The following is a 15,540-nucleotide window of genomic DNA, read 5'->3' as shown; positions in this document are numbered from 1 at the left end:
CAACAGGAGTACGGGTCTTTGCAGTTCAGCGACCCGCAGCGGGGATACTCACGGGTGGAAGGCTGTTGGTCATGGCCATGGCGCAGCCCGAGCGGGGCGGGCTGCTGCCCGAACGCACGGGCCCCTTTCGCGGCACGCTCGCCACCACCGCCTGCATGGAGACACTGCAGGTCGGTTATCTGCACGCGGTCGCCGCCGCGGCGGGCTGCTCGCTGTCCCAGCCGTTCCCGGACAACGGCATCGACTGGCACGTCAGTCACAGCGCGCCCGGCCACACCGTGGACGACGAGGTCACCATCAAGGTGCAGCTGAAGTGCACCTACCAGGTCGCCCCCAACCCCCCGGGCCGCTTCTTCTCCTTCACCCTCGACAACGACCATCTGCGCAAGCTCGCCCGCACCCCGGTCTCGGTGCACAAGATCCTGGTCGTCATGCTCGTCCCGCGCTCCCAGGACGACTGGCTGCGCGCCAGCCACGACCGGCTCGACCTGAGGCACTGCTGCTACTGGACCAACCTCGCCGGCCACCCGGTCACCGGCCGGCACCGGACCACCGTGCGGATCCCGACCTCGCGCATCTTCGACGACCGGGCGCTGTGCGAGATCATGACCCGGGTCGGAACGGGAGGCAGGCCGTGAGAAGCCGTCCGTACGGGGAACTGCCGCGCCAGGTCCGGCCGCACCCCGACGACCTCGTCCGGAACCGGCCGCCCGACCCCGCCGAGGTCGACCCCGCCGTGCTCGGCGCCCTGCTGCACCGGCACGGCTGGCGGCGGCGCGGGGGAGCGCCCGGGCGCTACGGCCGCTGGACCCCGCCGGGCCCCGGCGGCGACGCGACCAGCCTGCTGGTGCCCGAGAGCCGGGCCTTCCCCGACAGCGACGACCTGCTCGGCGAGGCCCTCGACGCCCTGGCCCGCAGCGACACCCCCTCCGCGCGCGAGGTGCTGATCGCCCTCGCCGTGCCCAGCGACGAGATCCGCTGGTGGCGCGACACCCCGGGCGGCCCCGCGGGCGCCGCGCCCTGGACGGCCGACGAACGCCTGCGCGGGGCCGCCCGGCAGATGCTCCTCGCCGCCGCGCTCGCCACCCACGCGCGGGCCGGCTACTTCGGCGCCCGGCACCGGCGGCCCGCGGCCGCCCTCCTGGAGAACGTCCTCGTCGGCCCCGCCGCCGAGGACCGCAGACTGACCGCCTTCGTGCCGGTGGCCGCCGCCCGCCCGCTCGCCGTCCGGCTCCACCAGGCCCTCTACGCGGCCCGCGAGGCCATCGACTACCAGCGGGCCACCGGCGCCACGGACGCCTTCGACGGCGCCGTCGAGGCCGGTGTCAGCCGCGAGCTCACCGAGGCGCTGACCGCGCTCGTGCGCGGCACCGAGGGCGCCCGCGTCGCCGTCTCCTGGGCCCCCGCCTCCGGAGTGCCGGCCGGCTGCGCGGCCCCGGCCGAGCCCGTCGAGTTCTCCCCGGGCGACCTGCCCGCGCTGCACGCGGCCGGCGCCCGCTACCTGAGCCAGGAGCCCTCCGTCCCGGTCCGCGTCACCGGCACCGTCGTCCGCATGCGCCGCTCCGGCCCGCGCGGCGAGGGCACGGTACGGCTGCGGGTGCTCACCGGCGCCGAGGTCCCGCACGTCCGCGTCACCCTGGGCGAGGAGGACTACCGCGTCGCCGGCCACGCCCACCTCGTCGGCCTCCCGGTGCGCGTCGACGGCCGGCTGGAGCGCCGGGGCGGGTTCCGGCGGCTGACCGGCGCCCGCGGGGTCGTCCCCGTGCAGGTGGACGAGGCCGAGCGGGACCGGCTGCTGAAGTCCCTGCAGGAGAACCCGGACTACGTCGAGGAGGCGTACGGGACCGGCGACTGACGGTAACCGTTTCGCGGTCGGCGGGGTCGGGTCGGTACGATCCGTTGTGCGCGCGCTCCTGGTATGGCGCCGCACCCACCTTCAGTCAGGAGAGACCGGTGTCAGACGTCCGTGTGATCATCCAACGCGATTCCGAGCGGGAAGAACGCGTGGTGACGACGGGCACTACGGCCGCCGACCTCTTCGCGGGCGAGCGCTCGATCATCGCCGCGCGGGTGGCCGGCGAGCTGAAGGACCTCGCGTACGAGCTGTCCGACGGCGACGAGGTCGAGGGCGTCGAGATCTCCTCCGAGGACGGCCTGAACATCCTGCGCCACTCCACCGCGCACGTCATGGCGCAGGCCGTGCAGGAGCTGTTCCCCGAGGCCAAGCTGGGCATCGGCCCGCCCGTCAAGGACGGCTTCTACTACGACTTCGACGTCGAGAAGCCCTTCCACCCCGATGACCTCAAGGCCATCGAGAAGAAGATGCAGGAGATCCAGAAGCGGGGCCAGAAGTTCTCCCGCCGCGTGGTCACCGACGAGCAGGCCCGCGAGGAGCTCGCCGACGAGCCGTACAAGCTGGAGCTGATCGGCCTCAAGGGCGCGGCGTCCAGCGACGACGGCGCGGACGTCGAGGTCGGCGCCGGCGAGCTGACGATCTACGACAACCTGGACGCCAAGACCGGCGAGCTGTGCTGGAAGGACCTCTGCCGCGGTCCCCACCTGCCCTCCACCCGGAACATCCCGGCGTTCAAGCTGATGCGCAACGCGGCCGCCTACTGGCGCGGCAGCGAGAAGAACCCGATGCTCCAGCGCATCTACGGCACCGCCTGGCCGACCAAGGACGAGCTGAAGCAGCACCTGGACTTCCTCGCCGAGGCGGAGAAGCGCGACCACCGCAAGCTGGGCAACGAGCTGGACCTGTTCTCCATCCCCGAGCAGATCGGCTCCGGCCTGGCCGTCTTCCACCCCCGGGGCGGCATCGTCCGCCGGGTGATGGAGGACTACTCGCGCCGCCGCCACGAGGAGGAGGGCTACGAGTTCGTCTACACCCCGCACGCGACGAAGGGGAAGCTCTTCGAGACCTCGGGCCACCTGGACTGGTACGCCGACGGCATGTACCCGCCCATGCAGCTCGACGAGGGCGTGGACTACTACCTCAAGCCCATGAACTGCCCGATGCACAACCTGATCTTCGACGCGCGCGGCCGCTCCTACCGCGAACTGCCGCTGCGCCTGTTCGAGTTCGGGACCGTGTACCGGTACGAGAAGTCGGGCGTCGTGCACGGCCTGACCCGCGCCCGGGGCTTCACCCAGGACGACGCGCACATCTACTGCACCCGCGAGCAGATGGCCGAGGAGCTCGACAAGACGCTCACCTTCGTGCTGAACCTGCTGCGCGACTACGGTCTGACCGACTTCTACCTGGAGCTGTCCACCAAGGACCCGGAGAAGTTCGTCGGCTCCGACGAGGCCTGGGAGGAGGCCACCGAGACCCTGCGCCAGGTCGCCGAGAAGCAGGGCCTGCCGCTGGTCCCGGACCCGGGCGGCGCCGCCTTCTACGGGCCGAAGATCTCCGTCCAGGCCAAGGACGCCATCGGCCGCACCTGGCAGATGTCGACCGTCCAGCTGGACTTCAACCTGCCCGAGCGCTTCGACCTGGAGTACACGGCCGCCGACGGCTCGAAGCAGCGCCCGGTCATGATCCACCGCGCGCTGTTCGGCTCCATCGAGCGGTTCTTCGCCGTCCTCCTGGAGCACTACGCGGGCGCCTTCCCGGCCTGGCTGGCCCCGGTCCAGGCCATCGGCATCCCGATCGGCGACGCGCACGTGGAGTACCTGGAGAAGTTCGCCGCGGCCGGCCGGAAGCAGGCCCTGCGCATCGAGGTGGACTCCTCCTCGGACCGCATGCAGAAGAAGATCCGCAACGCGCAGAAGCAGAAGGTGCCGTTCATGGTCATCGTCGGCGACGAGGACATGAACGCGGGCACGGTCTCCTTCCGCTACCGCGACGGCTCCCAGGAGAACGGCATCCCGTTCGACGACGCCCTCGCCAAGATCGCCAAGGTCGTGCAGGAGCGGACCCAGGTCTGACCCGCGCCGGCACACGGCAACCAGGGGCCCCCGGGGATCACCTCCCCGGGGGCCCCGCGTCCTCGTCCCCCCGCGCGAACCGCTGCACCAGCAGCGACGAGAACGAACCGGTCACCGCGCCGAGCAGGCCCAGACCGCAGATCATCAGGCCCACCGCGGCGGTCCGGCCCCACGCCGTCACCGGGGTCACGTCGCCGTAGCCGACGGTCGCCAGGGTCGAGCAGGTGAACCACACCGAGTCGCCGAACGTGAGGATCGTGGCGTGCGGAGCGGTGCGCTCGTGGTCGTACACCGTGAGCGCGCCGGCGAATCCCAGCAGGACCGCCGAGACACCCGCGTACACCATCACGCGCCCGTGCAGCGGCAGCCGCGAGGCACCGCGCAGGCGCTCCATCCTGTCGTAGGCGTTCATGATCCGCACCGGCCGCATCAGCGGCAGCACCACCACGATGGTGTCCAGCCAGTGCCGCGGCACGAACCGCCAGCCCTCCCCACTGAACCGCCAGCGCACCGCGTAGTCCAGGATGAAGAACCCCCAGGCGCCGAACTGCAGCGAGCGGAGCACGAGGTGGACCAGCGGGGGCCATCCGGGGACCAGGACGTGCGCCGCGTAGGTGCCCAGGTAGAGCAGCGAGGCCACGGCGAGCGGATAGGCGGTCCGTGTCTCCCAGCGGCGCATACGGCTGTCGTCGTCCACCGGCCCAGCTTGGCTGGTGACCGCGTCCGCGCAGCCCCGCCGACACGCCGCGAACGGGCGAAGCCATATGCTGCCTTGCATGACGAGTGAGCCGGAGCAGCAGATCGGAGTGGGGACGCAGGACGCGTTCCAGCGCCTGTGGACGCCCCACCGGATGGCCTACATCCAGGGCGAGAACAAGCCGACCGGCCCCGGGGCCGACGACGGCTGCCCCTTCTGCTCGATCCCCGCCAAGTCCGACGAGGACGGCCTGATCGTCCGGCGCGGCGAGCACGTCTACGCGGTGCTGAACCTCTACCCGTACAACGGCGGCCACCTGATGACCGTGCCCTACCGGCACGTGGCCGACTACACGGGCCTGAACGGTGCGGAGACCGCCGAGCTGGCCGAGCTGACCAAGCAGGCGATGACGGCCCTGCGCACCGCCTCCGGCGCCCAGGGGTTCAACATCGGCATGAACCAGGGCGCCGTGGCCGGGGCGGGCATCGCCGCCCACCTCCACCAGCACATCGTCCCGCGCTGGGGCGGGGACACGAACTTCATGCCGGTGGTCGGGCACACCAGGGTGCTGCCGCAGCTGCTGGCGGACACCCGCAAGATGCTGGCGGAGGCCTGGCCGGCGTGAGGTCCGGCGGCAGGTGCGGGGGTGCCCTGTGCGAGGGCACCCCTCACGCGTCGTAGACGTCCGCCTTCCTCGGCGTCGGGTCCTGTACCTGGGTGCTGAGGAACGACGAGCGGTTGCCGAACCTCTCCGTGTCCGCGCCGTTCTCCTTGAGCACCCGGATCGCGGCCGAGTGCACCACCCGCAGCACCGGCGTGGCCGCGCGCAGCGCGTCGTCGGCCATGAAGCGGTGCCGCCACGGCTGGTCGGCCCAGGCGTGCCGCAGCCCGAACGGCTCGGGCAGGACCAGCGAGCCGCCGAGCCAGTTCAGCAGCGGCGGGTACCAGGTCAGCGGGGCGCGCGCGGCGAGCCGTACCACCTCGTCGGTGGGGACCAGGGGCAGGTTGACCGTGCGGTTCTCCCAGGGCTTGAAGGACTTGGCGACCTCCTTGGTGGGCGCCGCCGGCTTCGTGGTGAACAGCGGGTTCACCGGACCCAGGGCGTGCCCCGTCACCTCGATGCGCAGCGTCTCGTGCAGCACGGTCACCGTGATCAGCATGGTGATGACCAGCTGCCCGTCCCACAGCGTCCACTGCACGCCCAGGTAGTGGCGGTCGCCGCTGCCGAACTGCTGCTTGTTGCAGATGTCCTGTATCGCGTGCTGCTTGACCTGGAACGCCTCGACGTCCGTGCCGCCGGGCCGGGAGACCTCCTTGGCGTTCTCCCCGATCGGCGTGACGATCCAGTGCCGTATCGAGGGCCGGGGGAAGCCGCCGGTGTTCAGCGGGCCCCGCTCCAGCATGCGCAGCTGGTCGTGGATCGCGCGGACGACGTCCCAGCTGCGGAAGGGGTGGATCTCCCGGTTGGGGTCCGCGGGCACCAGGTCCTCGGCGAGGTGCCAGGCCCCCCAGCGGGTGCCCATCCCGAGTATGCCCTTGGGGCCGGCGTAGAAGACCGAGTTCGACCGCTGCTCGGCGCTGAGCCGGGCCAGCGACTGCCGCAGCGCCTCGCGCGCGGTCTCACCGGGGCTGCGCGGCACCGCCTCGGGGACCTTGGCACCGACGCTGCTGCCCGAGAGCAGCCCGTCCCAGCGCGCCCGCAGGTCCCGCGCGGCGCGCTCGCAGATCCGCTTGGCCCAGAACCAGCCGAGCACCGGGGCGACCACGCAGGCGCGCGCGTACCACCCCCAGAAGCCGCTGAACGGCATCTTCAGCAGGAACAGCACCGCGAGCACGCCGACCCCGGTGAGCAGGGCGGTGGCCAGCGCCCCGGCCCGCTTGTCGTCGCGCCGGACGACGAGCGAGCGCAGCGTGAAGACGAGCAGCCAGCCGATCAGCCCCGGCAGGAAGATCAGGCCGCACAGCACCATGACGACGCTGAGCCGGTTGTCCCGCTCCCGGCGGATGTTGTTGGCCGCCAGGCAGTGCTCGACGACCACCTGGGGCTCGGCGCCGAAGGACTGGATGAGCGGCTTGCGGCCTGGCGCCAGCATGCGGTCCACCACGGCCCGGGAGAAGGCCTCACCGAGGTTCGGCCGCAGCAGCTTCCACCGGCCGGCCTTGACGGTCGACTGGTGCCATTCGTTGTCGGTCTTCTTGATCTCCTCGATCACGTTGTCCCGGTAGGCCGCAGAGGCCAGGGCGAAGGTCGCCGCCTGGCCCTCGTCGCCGGAGACGGGCACCTGAGGCCCGTCCCACTCCGTTCCCACCGACATTCCCGCCCCCATCGCCGCCGGCCCCGCTCCCTGCGGCCTTCCCGACTTCCAAGCTCCGCACACCTGTTGGACAGGCCGACGTGCCGGCACGACGGAAGGCCCGCCGGCGCCCGGCACGACGTGATCAGGTGATCAGCGTATCCGCAGCCACCGACACCGCGTCGGCGGACGGCCGAAGCCGCCCACCGGCGCACGGTGTCGAAGGGTGGTGAACTACGCTCCTTCCCCGGCCTGTTCGCGCACCCGCTCGGCGACCTGCGGCGGCATCGGCTCGTGGCGGGCGTAGGCGCGGTCGAAGCGGGCCGTGCCGTGGGACAGCGAGCGCAGGTCGATCGCGTACCGGCCGATCTCGAACTCGGGCACCTCGGCGCGGACCAGGGTCCGGCCGGAGCCCACCTGCTCGGTGCCGAGCACCCGGCCGCGCCGGCTCGACAGGTCGCTCATCACCGCGCCGACGTAGTCGTCGGACACCAGCACGCTCACCTCGGCCACCGGCTCCAGCAGATGGATCCGGACGTCCGCCGCTGCCTCGCGCAGGGCGAGCGCGCCCGCCGTCTGGAAGGCCGCGTCGGAGGAGTCCACCGAGTGCGCCTTGCCGTCCAGCAGCGTGACCCGCACGTCCACGAGCGGATAGCCGGCCGCGACCCCCTTGGCGGCCTGGGCCCGCACGCCCTTCTCCACGGACGGGATGAACTGGCGCGGCACGGCGCCGCCGACCACCTTGTCCACGAACTCGATGCCCGAGCCGCCCGGCAGCGGCTCCACCTCGATCTCGCAGATGGCGTACTGCCCGTGCCCGCCGGACTGCTTCACGTGCCGCCCGCGCCCGGAGGCCTTCGCCGCGAACGTCTCCCGGAGGGAGACCCGGTGCGGTACGACGTCGACCTGGACGCCGTACCGGCTGCGCAGCCGCTCCAGCGCCACGTCCGCGTGGGCCTCGCCCAGGCACCACAGGACGACCTGGTGGGTGTCCTGGTTCTGCTCCAGCCGCATCGTGGGGTCCTCGGCGACCAGCCGGGCCAGTCCCTGGGAGAGCTTGTCCTCGTCGGCCTTGCTGTGCGCCTGGATGGCGAGCGGCAGCAGCGGGTCGGGCATCTGCCACGGCTCCATCAGCAGCGGCTCGTCCTTGGCCGAGAGCGTGTCCCCGGTCTCGGCGCGGGCCAGCTTGGCCACGCACACCAGGTCGCCGGCGACGGCCTGCTGCACCGGGCGCTGCTGCTTGCCGAACGGCATGGACAGGGCGCCGATCTTCTCGTCGACGTCGTGGTCCTCGTGCCCGCGGTCGGCCAGGCCGTGCCCGGAGACGTGCACCGTCTCGTCGGGGTGCAGGGTCCCGGAGAAGACGCGGACCAGGGAGATGCGGCCGACGTAGGGGTCGGAGGCGGTCTTGACGACCTCGGCGACCAGCGGACCGCTCGTGTCGCACGCCTTCAGCTCGCGCGGCCGGCCGTCGATCGTCGTGACCCCGGGCATCGGGTGCTCGAACGGCGTCGGGAACCCGCGGGTGATCAGCTCCAGCAGCTCGACCGTGCCGAGGCCCTGCCGTGCGCCCTCGGCGGCGGGGGCGGCGGCCAGGACGGGGAAGAAGGTGCCGCGCGCGACGGCCCGCTCCAGGTCCTGGATCAGCGTCCTGACCTCGACCTGCTCGCCGCCCAGGTAGCGGTCCATCAGGGTCTCGTCCTCGCTCTCGGCGATGATCCCCTCGATGAGCCGGTTGCGGGCCTCGTCCATGTCCGGCAGCTGGTCCTCGCCGGGCTCGGACTCCTTGCGCTCCCCGGTCGAGTAGTCGAACAGCTTCTGCGACAGCAGCCCGACCAGCCCGGTCACGGGCGCGTGCCCGTCGGGACCCTCCGGGCCGCGCAGCGGCAGGTACAGCGGCAGCACGGCGTCGGGGTCGTCCGCGCCGAAGGCCTGCGCGCACACCCGGGTCATCTCCTCGAAGTCCGCGCGCGCGGACTCCAGGTGCGTGATCACGATCGCGCGGGGCATGCCGACGGCCTGGCACTCCTCCCACACCATGCGGGTCGAGCCGTCGACCCCGTCCGAGGCGGAGACGACGAAGAGGGCCGCGTCCGCCGCGCGCAGACCGGCCCTCAGCTCCCCGACGAAGTCCGCGTACCCGGGGGTGTCCAGCACGTTGATCTTGATGCCGTCCCATTCGACCGGGACCAGCGAGAGCTGTACCGAGCGCTGCTGGCGGTGCTCGATGTCGTCGTAGTCGGAGACCGTGCCGCCGTCCTCCACGCGGCCGGCCCGGTTCACCGCCCCCGCGGTCAGCGCGAGGGCCTCCACCAGGGTCGTCTTGCCCGAACCGGAGTGGCCGACCAGCACCACATTCCGCACGGACGCGGGGTGGTCGGCCGCCAGAGCCCTGCCGGCGGCCCCGGGGTGGTGAGTCTGTGCCTTGTCGCCCATGATCCTGCCTCCCGTACACGGTGAGGTCACTGGGGGCGCGGACACGCGGGACCCGCGTGCTGGCGGCTCCGGCGGCGCCCGCGGTTCTTCGACCTTCCCACTCCCGTCACCCCGCGTCCATACGAACGACGTGCGCACGCCCCGCGCGGGGGCGCGCACGGGCTCGCGGACCCGGCTGCGGGTGCCCGCCCGCCGCGCCCGTGCGCGCGTGGCTACGATGGGCCAGCCGGCGGCCACCAGGGCCGCGGCCACACCGACCGTCGGGAAGGCCATGCTGAACAAGTACGCGCGTGCTTTCTTCACGCGTGTCCTCACGCCGTTCGCCACGTTTCTCATCCGCCGGGGCGTCACCCCCGACACGGTCACACTCATCGGCACGGCCGGTGTGGTCGCGGGAGCGCTGGTCTTCTACCCCCGGGGCGAGTTCTTCTGGGGCACGGTCGTGATCACGCTGTTCGTCTTCTCCGACCTGGTCGACGGCAACATGGCCCGCCAGCTGGGCCGCTCCAGCCGCTGGGGCGCCTTCCTGGACTCCACCCTGGACCGGGTCGCCGACGGCGCGATCTTCGGCGGCTTCGCGCTCTGGTACGCGGGCAACGGCGACGACAACGCCCTGTGCGCCGTCTCGATCTTCTGCCTGGCCAGCGGGCAGGTGGTGTCGTACACCAAGGCCCGCGGCGAGTCGATCGGGCTGCCGGTCGCCGTCAACGGGCTCGTCGAACGCGCCGAGCGGCTGGTGATCTCGCTGGTCGCGGCCGGGTTCGCGGGCCTGCACAAGTTCGGGGTGCCGGGCATCCAGTGGCTGCTGCCGATCGCCCTGTGGATCGTCGCGGTGGGCAGCCTCGTCACGCTGGTCCAGCGCGTCGTCACCGTCCGCCGCGAGTCCGCGGAGGCCGAGGCGGCCGCGGCCCGGCAGGACGCCTCCCAGGGGAGTGAGACGGCGAAGTGAGCACCGCCGAACGGCTCACCGACTCGCTGTACGGGCTCGGCTGGAGCACCGTCAAGAGGCTCCCCGAACCCGCGGCCGTCCGCCTCGGGCAGGCCATCGCCGACCTCGCCTGGAAGCAGCGCGGCAAGGGCGTCCAGCGGCTGGAGGCCAACTACGCGCGCGTGGTGCCCGACGCGACGCCCGAGCGCCTGGCCGCGCTCTCGCGCGCGGGGATGCGCTCGTACCTGCGCTACTGGATGGAGTCCTTCCGGCTGCCGGCCTGGAGCGCCGAGCGCGTGCGGACGGGCTTCGAGCCGAAGGACCTGCACCACCTGACCGACGGCCTGGCCGCCGGCCGCGGGGTCGTCCTCGCGCTGCCGCACCTGGCCAACTGGGACCTGGCCGGCGCCTGGGTCACCACCGCCCTGAAGACGCCGTTCACGACGGTCGCCGAGCGCCTGAGGCCCGAGACGCTGTACGACCGTTTCGTCGCCTACCGGGAGGGACTCGGCATGGAGGTCCTGCCGCACAGCGGCGGCGCCGCCTTCGGCACCCTGGCCCGCCGGCTGCGCGCCGGCGGCCTGGTCTGCCTGGTCGCCGACCGGGACCTTTCCGCCTCCGGCGTCGAGGTCGGCTTCTTCGGCGAGAAGGCCCGGATGCCCGCCGGTCCCGCCCTCCTCGCCCAGCAGACCGGCGCCCTGCTGCTGCCCGTCACCCTCTGGTACGACGAGTCACCGGTCATGCGGGGCCGGGTGCATCCCCCGGTCGAGGTACCGCAGTCAGGTACCCGGCGGGAGAAGACGGCGGTCATGACTCAGGCGCTGGCCGACGCCTTCGCCGGCGGAATCGCCGACCACCCGCAGGACTGGCACATGCTCCAGCGCCTGTGGCTCGCCGACCTCGACCCCGCGAAGGGACCCGCGTGAGAATCGGGATCGTCTGCCCGTACTCCTGGGACGTGCCCGGTGGCGTCCAGTTCCACATCCGCGACCTCGCCGAGTACTTCCTCCGCCTCGGCCACGAGGTGTCCGTCCTGGCCCCGGCCGACGACGACACCCCGCTGCCGCCGTACGTCGTCTCGGCCGGCCGCGCGGTGCCGGTGCCGTACAACGGCTCGGTGGCCCGGCTGAACTTCGGCTTCCTGTCGGCGGCGCGGGTGCGGCGCTGGCTGCACGAGGGCAAGTTCGACGTCATCCACATCCACGAGCCGACCTCACCGTCGCTGGGCCTGCTGACCTGCTGGGCGGCCCAGGGGCCCATCGTGGCCACCTTCCACACCTCCAACCCGCGCTCCCGCGCCATGATCGCCGCCTACGCGATCCTCCAGGCGGCGCTGGAGAAGATCAGCGCGCGGATCGCGGTGAGCGAGTACGCCCGCCGCACCCTGGTCGAGCACCTCGGCGGGGACGCGGTGGTCATTCCCAACGGCGTCGACGTCGACTTCTTCGCCACGGCCGAGCCCAAGCCGGAGTGGCAATCAGAAGAGGCGCGAAGCTCGGTTGAGGGTGGTGGTGGGACACGGGCGGGCGGCACGATCGGCTTCATCGGCCGCATCGACGAGCCCCGCAAGGGCCTGCCGGTCCTGATGAGGGCGCTGCCCGCGATCCTCGAGGCCCGCCCGCGCACGCGCCTGCTGGTGGCGGGCCGGGGCGACGAGGAGGCCGCCGTCGAGGACCTGCCCGAGGAGCTGCGCTCCCGGGTGGAGTTCCTCGGCATGATCAGCGACCGGGACAAGGCGCGGTTCCTGCGCAGCGTCGACCTGTACGTCGCGCCCAACACCGGCGGCGAGAGCTTCGGCATCATCCTGGTCGAGGCCATGTCGGCGGGCGCCCCCGTGCTCGCCTCCGACCTCGACGCCTTCGTCCAGGTCCTCGACCAGGGCAAGGCCGGCGAGGTCTTCGCCAACGAGGACGCGGACGCGCTGGCCGCGGCCGCCGTACGGCTCCTCGGGGACCCGGCCCGGCGGGCCGAACTGCGCGAGCGGGGCAGCGCCCACGTCCGCCGCTTCGACTGGTCGACGGTGGGCGCCGACATCCTCTCGGTGTACGAGACGGTGACGACCGGAACGACGGCGGTGGCCGCCGACGAACGCCCGGGCCTGCGGGCCCGCTTCGGACTGGCCCGGGACTGAGACCGGGCGGCCGGGCGGCACCCGCCCGGCCGCGCACACGCCCCGTCGGCCGCCGGACCGGCGCCCGGTAGCCTTGCCGCCCGTGACCGCAACCCTCATCTGGATCCTCGTCGCGCTGCTGGCGATCGGGCTGTACCTGAGCTGGACGGCCGGGCGGCTGGACCGGCTGCACGTGCGGATGGACGCCGCGCGGGCCGCCCTGGACGCCCAGCTGCTGCGGCGCGCCTCCGTGGCGCAGGAGCTGGCCACCTCGGGCGTGCTGGACCCCGCCGCCTCCATCGTGCTCTACGAGGCCGCGCACGCCGCCCGGCAGTCCGAGGAGGAGCAGCGGGAGGTCGCCGAGAGCGAGCTGAGCCAGGCCCTGCGCGCCGTCTTCGGGGAGCCGCAGCAGGTGGAGGCGGTACGGGAGGCCCCCGGAGGCGAGGCGGCGGCCCTCGAGCTGGCCGAGGCCGTCCGCCGGGTCCCGATGGCCCGCCGCTTCCACAACGACGCCGTGGGGGCCGCCCGCAGGCTCCGCGAACACCGCAAGGTGCGCTGGTTCCGGCTGGCCGGCCACGCCCCGTTCCCGATGGCCTTCGAGATGGACGACGAGCCGCCGGCGGCCCTCGTGGAGCGGGCCGCCTGACCCGCCGACAGGCCAAAACGATCCACAGACTCGCCATTGGCCCTTGCTGTGGCCTGGTCCACTCGCGTTTCCTCGGTGCTGCACCGAACCCTCTTCTTCCCCATCAGTGAGGTCACCCGTGTCCACCATCGACAACCAGGCTCCCGAGACCGGCACCGCACGCGTGAAGCGCGGCATGGCCGAGCAGCTCAAGGGCGGCGTGATCATGGATGTCGTCACGCCGGAGCAGGCGAAGATCGCCGAGGACGCGGGCGCCGTCGCCGTCATGGCCCTGGAGCGGGTCCCGGCCGACATCCGCAAGGACGGCGGCGTGGCCCGCATGTCCGACCCGGACATGATCGAGGGCATCATCGACGCCGTCTCGATCCCGGTCATGGCCAAGTCCCGCATCGGCCACTTCGTCGAGGCCCAGGTGCTGCAGTCCCTCGGCGTCGACTACATCGACGAGTCCGAGGTCCTCACCCCGGCCGACGAGGTCAACCACTCCGACAAGTGGGCCTTCACCACCCCCTTCGTCTGCGGTGCGACCAACCTCGGCGAGGCCCTGCGCCGCATCGCCGAGGGCGCCGCGATGATCCGCTCCAAGGGCGAGGCCGGCACCGGCAACGTCGTCGAGGCCGTCCGTCACCTGCGCCAGATCAAGGGCGAGATCGCCAAGCTGCGCGGCTGCGACAACAACGAGCTGTACGCCGCCGCCAAGGAGCTGCGCGCCCCCTACGAGCTGGTCAAGGAAGTCGCCGAGCTCGGCAAGCTCCCGGTGGTCCTGTTCTCCGCCGGCGGCGTCGCCACCCCGGCCGACGCCGCCCTGATGCGCCAGCTCGGCGCCGAGGGCGTCTTCGTCGGCTCCGGCATCTTCAAGTCGGGCGACCCGGCCAAGCGCGCCGCCGCCATCGTCAAGGCGACCACCTTCTACGACGACCCGAAGATCATCGCGGACGCGTCCCGCAACCTCGGCGAGGCCATGGTCGGCATCAACTGCGACACCCTCCCCGAGACCGAGCGCTACGCCAACCGCGGCTGGTAAGGCGACGCACCGCATGAACACCCCCGTCATAGGCGTCCTGGCCCTCCAGGGCGACGTACGGGAGCACCTCATCGCCCTGGCCGCGGCCGACGCCGTGGCCAGGCCGGTGCGGCGCCCCGAGGAACTCGCCGAGGTCGACGGTCTCGTCCTGCCCGGCGGCGAGTCCACCACCATCTCCAAGCTGGCCGTCCTCTTCGGCGTGATGGAGCCCCTCCGCGCGCGCGTGCGTGACGGCATGCCCGTCTACGGCACCTGCGCGGGCATGATCATGCTCGCCGACAAGATCCTCGACCCGCGCTCGGGCCAGGAGACCGTCGGCGGCATCGACATGATCGTGCGCCGCAACGCCTTCGGCCGCCAGAACGAGTCCTTCGAGGCCGCGCTCGACGTGAAGGGCATCCCGGGCGATCCTGTGGAGGGCGTCTTCATCCGCGCTCCCTGGGTGGAGTCCGTGGGCGCCGGTGCCGAGGTGCTCGCCGAGCACGACGGCCACATCGTCGCGGTCCGCCAGGGCAACGCGCTCGCCACGTCGTTCCACCCGGAGCTGACCGGCGACCACCGCGTGCACGCGCTTTTCGTCGACATGGTGCGCGCCAACCGGACACCGGAGTCCTTGTAGGATCTCTGGAGTTCGTTGCAGAGATGGGTTACGCGAAGGAGACAGGCAGATGTCCGGCCACTCTAAATGGGCTACGACGAAGCACAAGAAGGCCGTGATCGACGCCAAGCGCGGCAAGCTCTTCGCGAAGCTGATCAAGAACATCGAGGTCGCGGCCCGCATGGGCGGCGTCGACCTCGAGGGCAACCCCACCCTCTACGACGCCGTCCAGAAGGCCAAGAAGCAGTCGGTCCCGAACAAGAACATCGACTCCGCGATCAAGCGCGGCGGCGGTCTCGAGGCCGGTGGCGCGGACTACGAGACGATCATGTACGAGGGTTACGGCCCGAACGGTGTCGCGGTGCTCATCGAGTGCCTGACCGACAACCGCAACCGCGCCGCCTCCGACGTGCGCGTCGCCATGACCCGCAACGGCGGCTCCATGGCCGACCCCGGCTCGGTGTCGTACATGTTCAGCCGCAAGGGCGTCGTCATCGTCCCCAAGGGCGAGCTGACCGAGGACGACGTCCTCGCCGCCGTCCTGGACGCGGGCGCCGAGGAGGTCAACGACCTCGGCGAGACCTTCGAGGTCATCAGCGAGGCCACCGACCTGGTCGCGGTCCGCACCGCCCTCCAGGACGCCGGGATCGACTACGACTCCGCCGACTCCAGCTTCGTGCCGTCCGTCCAGGTCGAACTGGACGAGGAGGGCGCCAAGAAGATCTTCAAGCTGATCGACGCGCTCGAGGACAGCGACGACGTGCAGAACGTCTTCGCCAACTTCGACGTCAGCGACGAGATCATGGAGAAGGTCGACGCGTAGCGCTGCCGCGCACTGAGCGGTTCGGCGGGCCGGTGGGACACGTCCACCGGCCCG

The 15,540-nt window shown here is 72.1% G+C and carries 14 protein-coding genes; 11 read left to right on the top strand and 3 right to left on the bottom strand.

The features are described from left to right. Window positions 1-71: 71 nt before the first annotated feature. From AQJ66_RS14745 to thrS, 3 genes are all read left to right on the top strand, one after another. On the top strand, window positions 72-638 hold the full coding sequence (locus tag AQJ66_RS14745) for a DUF4365 domain-containing protein (RefSeq protein WP_061921020.1): 567 nt from the start codon (window positions 72-74) through the stop codon (window positions 636-638). Beyond that, on the top strand, window positions 635-1,855 hold the full coding sequence (locus AQJ66_RS14740; protein ID WP_061921018.1) for a hypothetical protein: 1,221 nt from the start codon (window positions 635-637) through the stop codon (window positions 1,853-1,855). Before AQJ66_RS14745 ends, AQJ66_RS14740 begins: the two co-directional genes overlap by 4 nt. A gap of 98 nt (window positions 1,856-1,953) precedes the next feature. After that, window positions 1,954-3,930: a threonine--tRNA ligase gene (gene thrS / locus AQJ66_RS14735; RefSeq protein WP_061921016.1), complete on the top strand. Its 1,977-nt coding sequence runs from the start codon at window positions 1,954-1,956 to the stop codon at window positions 3,928-3,930. Between the two features lie 37 nt (window positions 3,931-3,967). Here the strand turns inward: thrS and AQJ66_RS14730 are convergent, their stop codons facing one another. Beyond that, entirely contained in the window at window positions 3,968-4,627 is a 660-nt protein-coding gene (locus AQJ66_RS14730) for a potassium channel family protein (RefSeq protein WP_061921013.1), read from the bottom strand. Between the two features lie 67 nt (window positions 4,628-4,694). Between AQJ66_RS14730 and AQJ66_RS14725 the strand changes: the two genes are divergently transcribed. Next, window positions 4,695-5,252 (top strand): HIT family protein, encoded by a 558-nt coding sequence (locus AQJ66_RS14725; protein ID WP_061921011.1) that lies wholly within the window; start codon window positions 4,695-4,697, stop codon window positions 5,250-5,252. A 43-nt stretch (window positions 5,253-5,295) separates the two neighbouring features. On the opposite strand, the gene AQJ66_RS14720 is transcribed toward AQJ66_RS14725, so the two are convergent. Both AQJ66_RS14720 and AQJ66_RS14715 read right to left on the bottom strand, forming a co-directional pair. Beyond that, entirely contained in the window at window positions 5,296-6,942 is a 1,647-nt protein-coding gene (locus tag AQJ66_RS14720) for a hypothetical protein (RefSeq protein ID WP_061921009.1), read from the bottom strand. Between the two features lie 213 nt (window positions 6,943-7,155). Beyond that, the gene (locus AQJ66_RS14715; RefSeq protein ID WP_061921007.1) at window positions 7,156-9,357 is read right to left on the bottom strand and encodes an elongation factor G-like protein EF-G2; all 2,202 of its coding nucleotides are present in this window, start codon (window positions 9,355-9,357) and stop codon (window positions 7,156-7,158) included. A gap of 217 nt (window positions 9,358-9,574) precedes the next feature. On the opposite strand from AQJ66_RS14715, the gene pgsA reads away from it, so the two are divergent. From pgsA to AQJ66_RS14680, 7 genes are all read left to right on the top strand, one after another. Beyond that, window positions 9,575-10,306, top strand: coding sequence for a phosphatidylinositol phosphate synthase (gene pgsA / locus AQJ66_RS14710; protein ID WP_061921005.1), 732 nt, complete (start codon window positions 9,575-9,577; stop codon window positions 10,304-10,306). Further along, window positions 10,303-11,211, top strand: coding sequence for a phosphatidylinositol mannoside acyltransferase (locus AQJ66_RS14705; protein ID WP_061921003.1), 909 nt, complete (start codon window positions 10,303-10,305; stop codon window positions 11,209-11,211). Before pgsA ends, AQJ66_RS14705 begins: the two co-directional genes overlap by 4 nt. Next, window positions 11,208-12,416 (top strand): glycosyltransferase family 4 protein, encoded by a 1,209-nt coding sequence (locus AQJ66_RS14700; protein WP_061921001.1) that lies wholly within the window; start codon window positions 11,208-11,210, stop codon window positions 12,414-12,416. Before AQJ66_RS14705 ends, AQJ66_RS14700 begins: the two co-directional genes overlap by 4 nt. Window positions 12,417-12,498: 82 nt before the next feature. After that, a complete protein-coding gene (locus AQJ66_RS14695; protein ID WP_061920999.1) occupies window positions 12,499-13,041 on the top strand; it encodes a LemA family protein in 543 nt (180 codons plus the stop codon). A gap of 118 nt (window positions 13,042-13,159) precedes the next feature. Continuing rightward, the gene (gene pdxS / locus AQJ66_RS14690; RefSeq protein WP_061920997.1) at window positions 13,160-14,065 is read left to right on the top strand and encodes a pyridoxal 5'-phosphate synthase lyase subunit PdxS; all 906 of its coding nucleotides are present in this window, start codon (window positions 13,160-13,162) and stop codon (window positions 14,063-14,065) included. A 13-nt stretch (window positions 14,066-14,078) separates the two neighbouring features. After that, window positions 14,079-14,684 (top strand): pyridoxal 5'-phosphate synthase glutaminase subunit PdxT, encoded by a 606-nt coding sequence (gene pdxT / locus AQJ66_RS14685; RefSeq protein ID WP_061920995.1) that lies wholly within the window; start codon window positions 14,079-14,081, stop codon window positions 14,682-14,684. Window positions 14,685-14,733: 49 nt separating this feature from the next. Beyond that, the gene (locus AQJ66_RS14680) at window positions 14,734-15,486 is read left to right on the top strand and encodes a YebC/PmpR family DNA-binding transcriptional regulator (protein WP_061920992.1); all 753 of its coding nucleotides are present in this window, start codon (window positions 14,734-14,736) and stop codon (window positions 15,484-15,486) included. Window positions 15,487-15,540: the final 54 nt, after the last annotated feature.

Source organism: Streptomyces bungoensis, from assembly GCF_001514215.1.
Classification (GTDB): domain Bacteria; phylum Actinomycetota; class Actinomycetes; order Streptomycetales; family Streptomycetaceae; genus Streptomyces; species Streptomyces bungoensis.
This window is presented reverse-complemented; position numbering and strand designations above follow the sequence as displayed.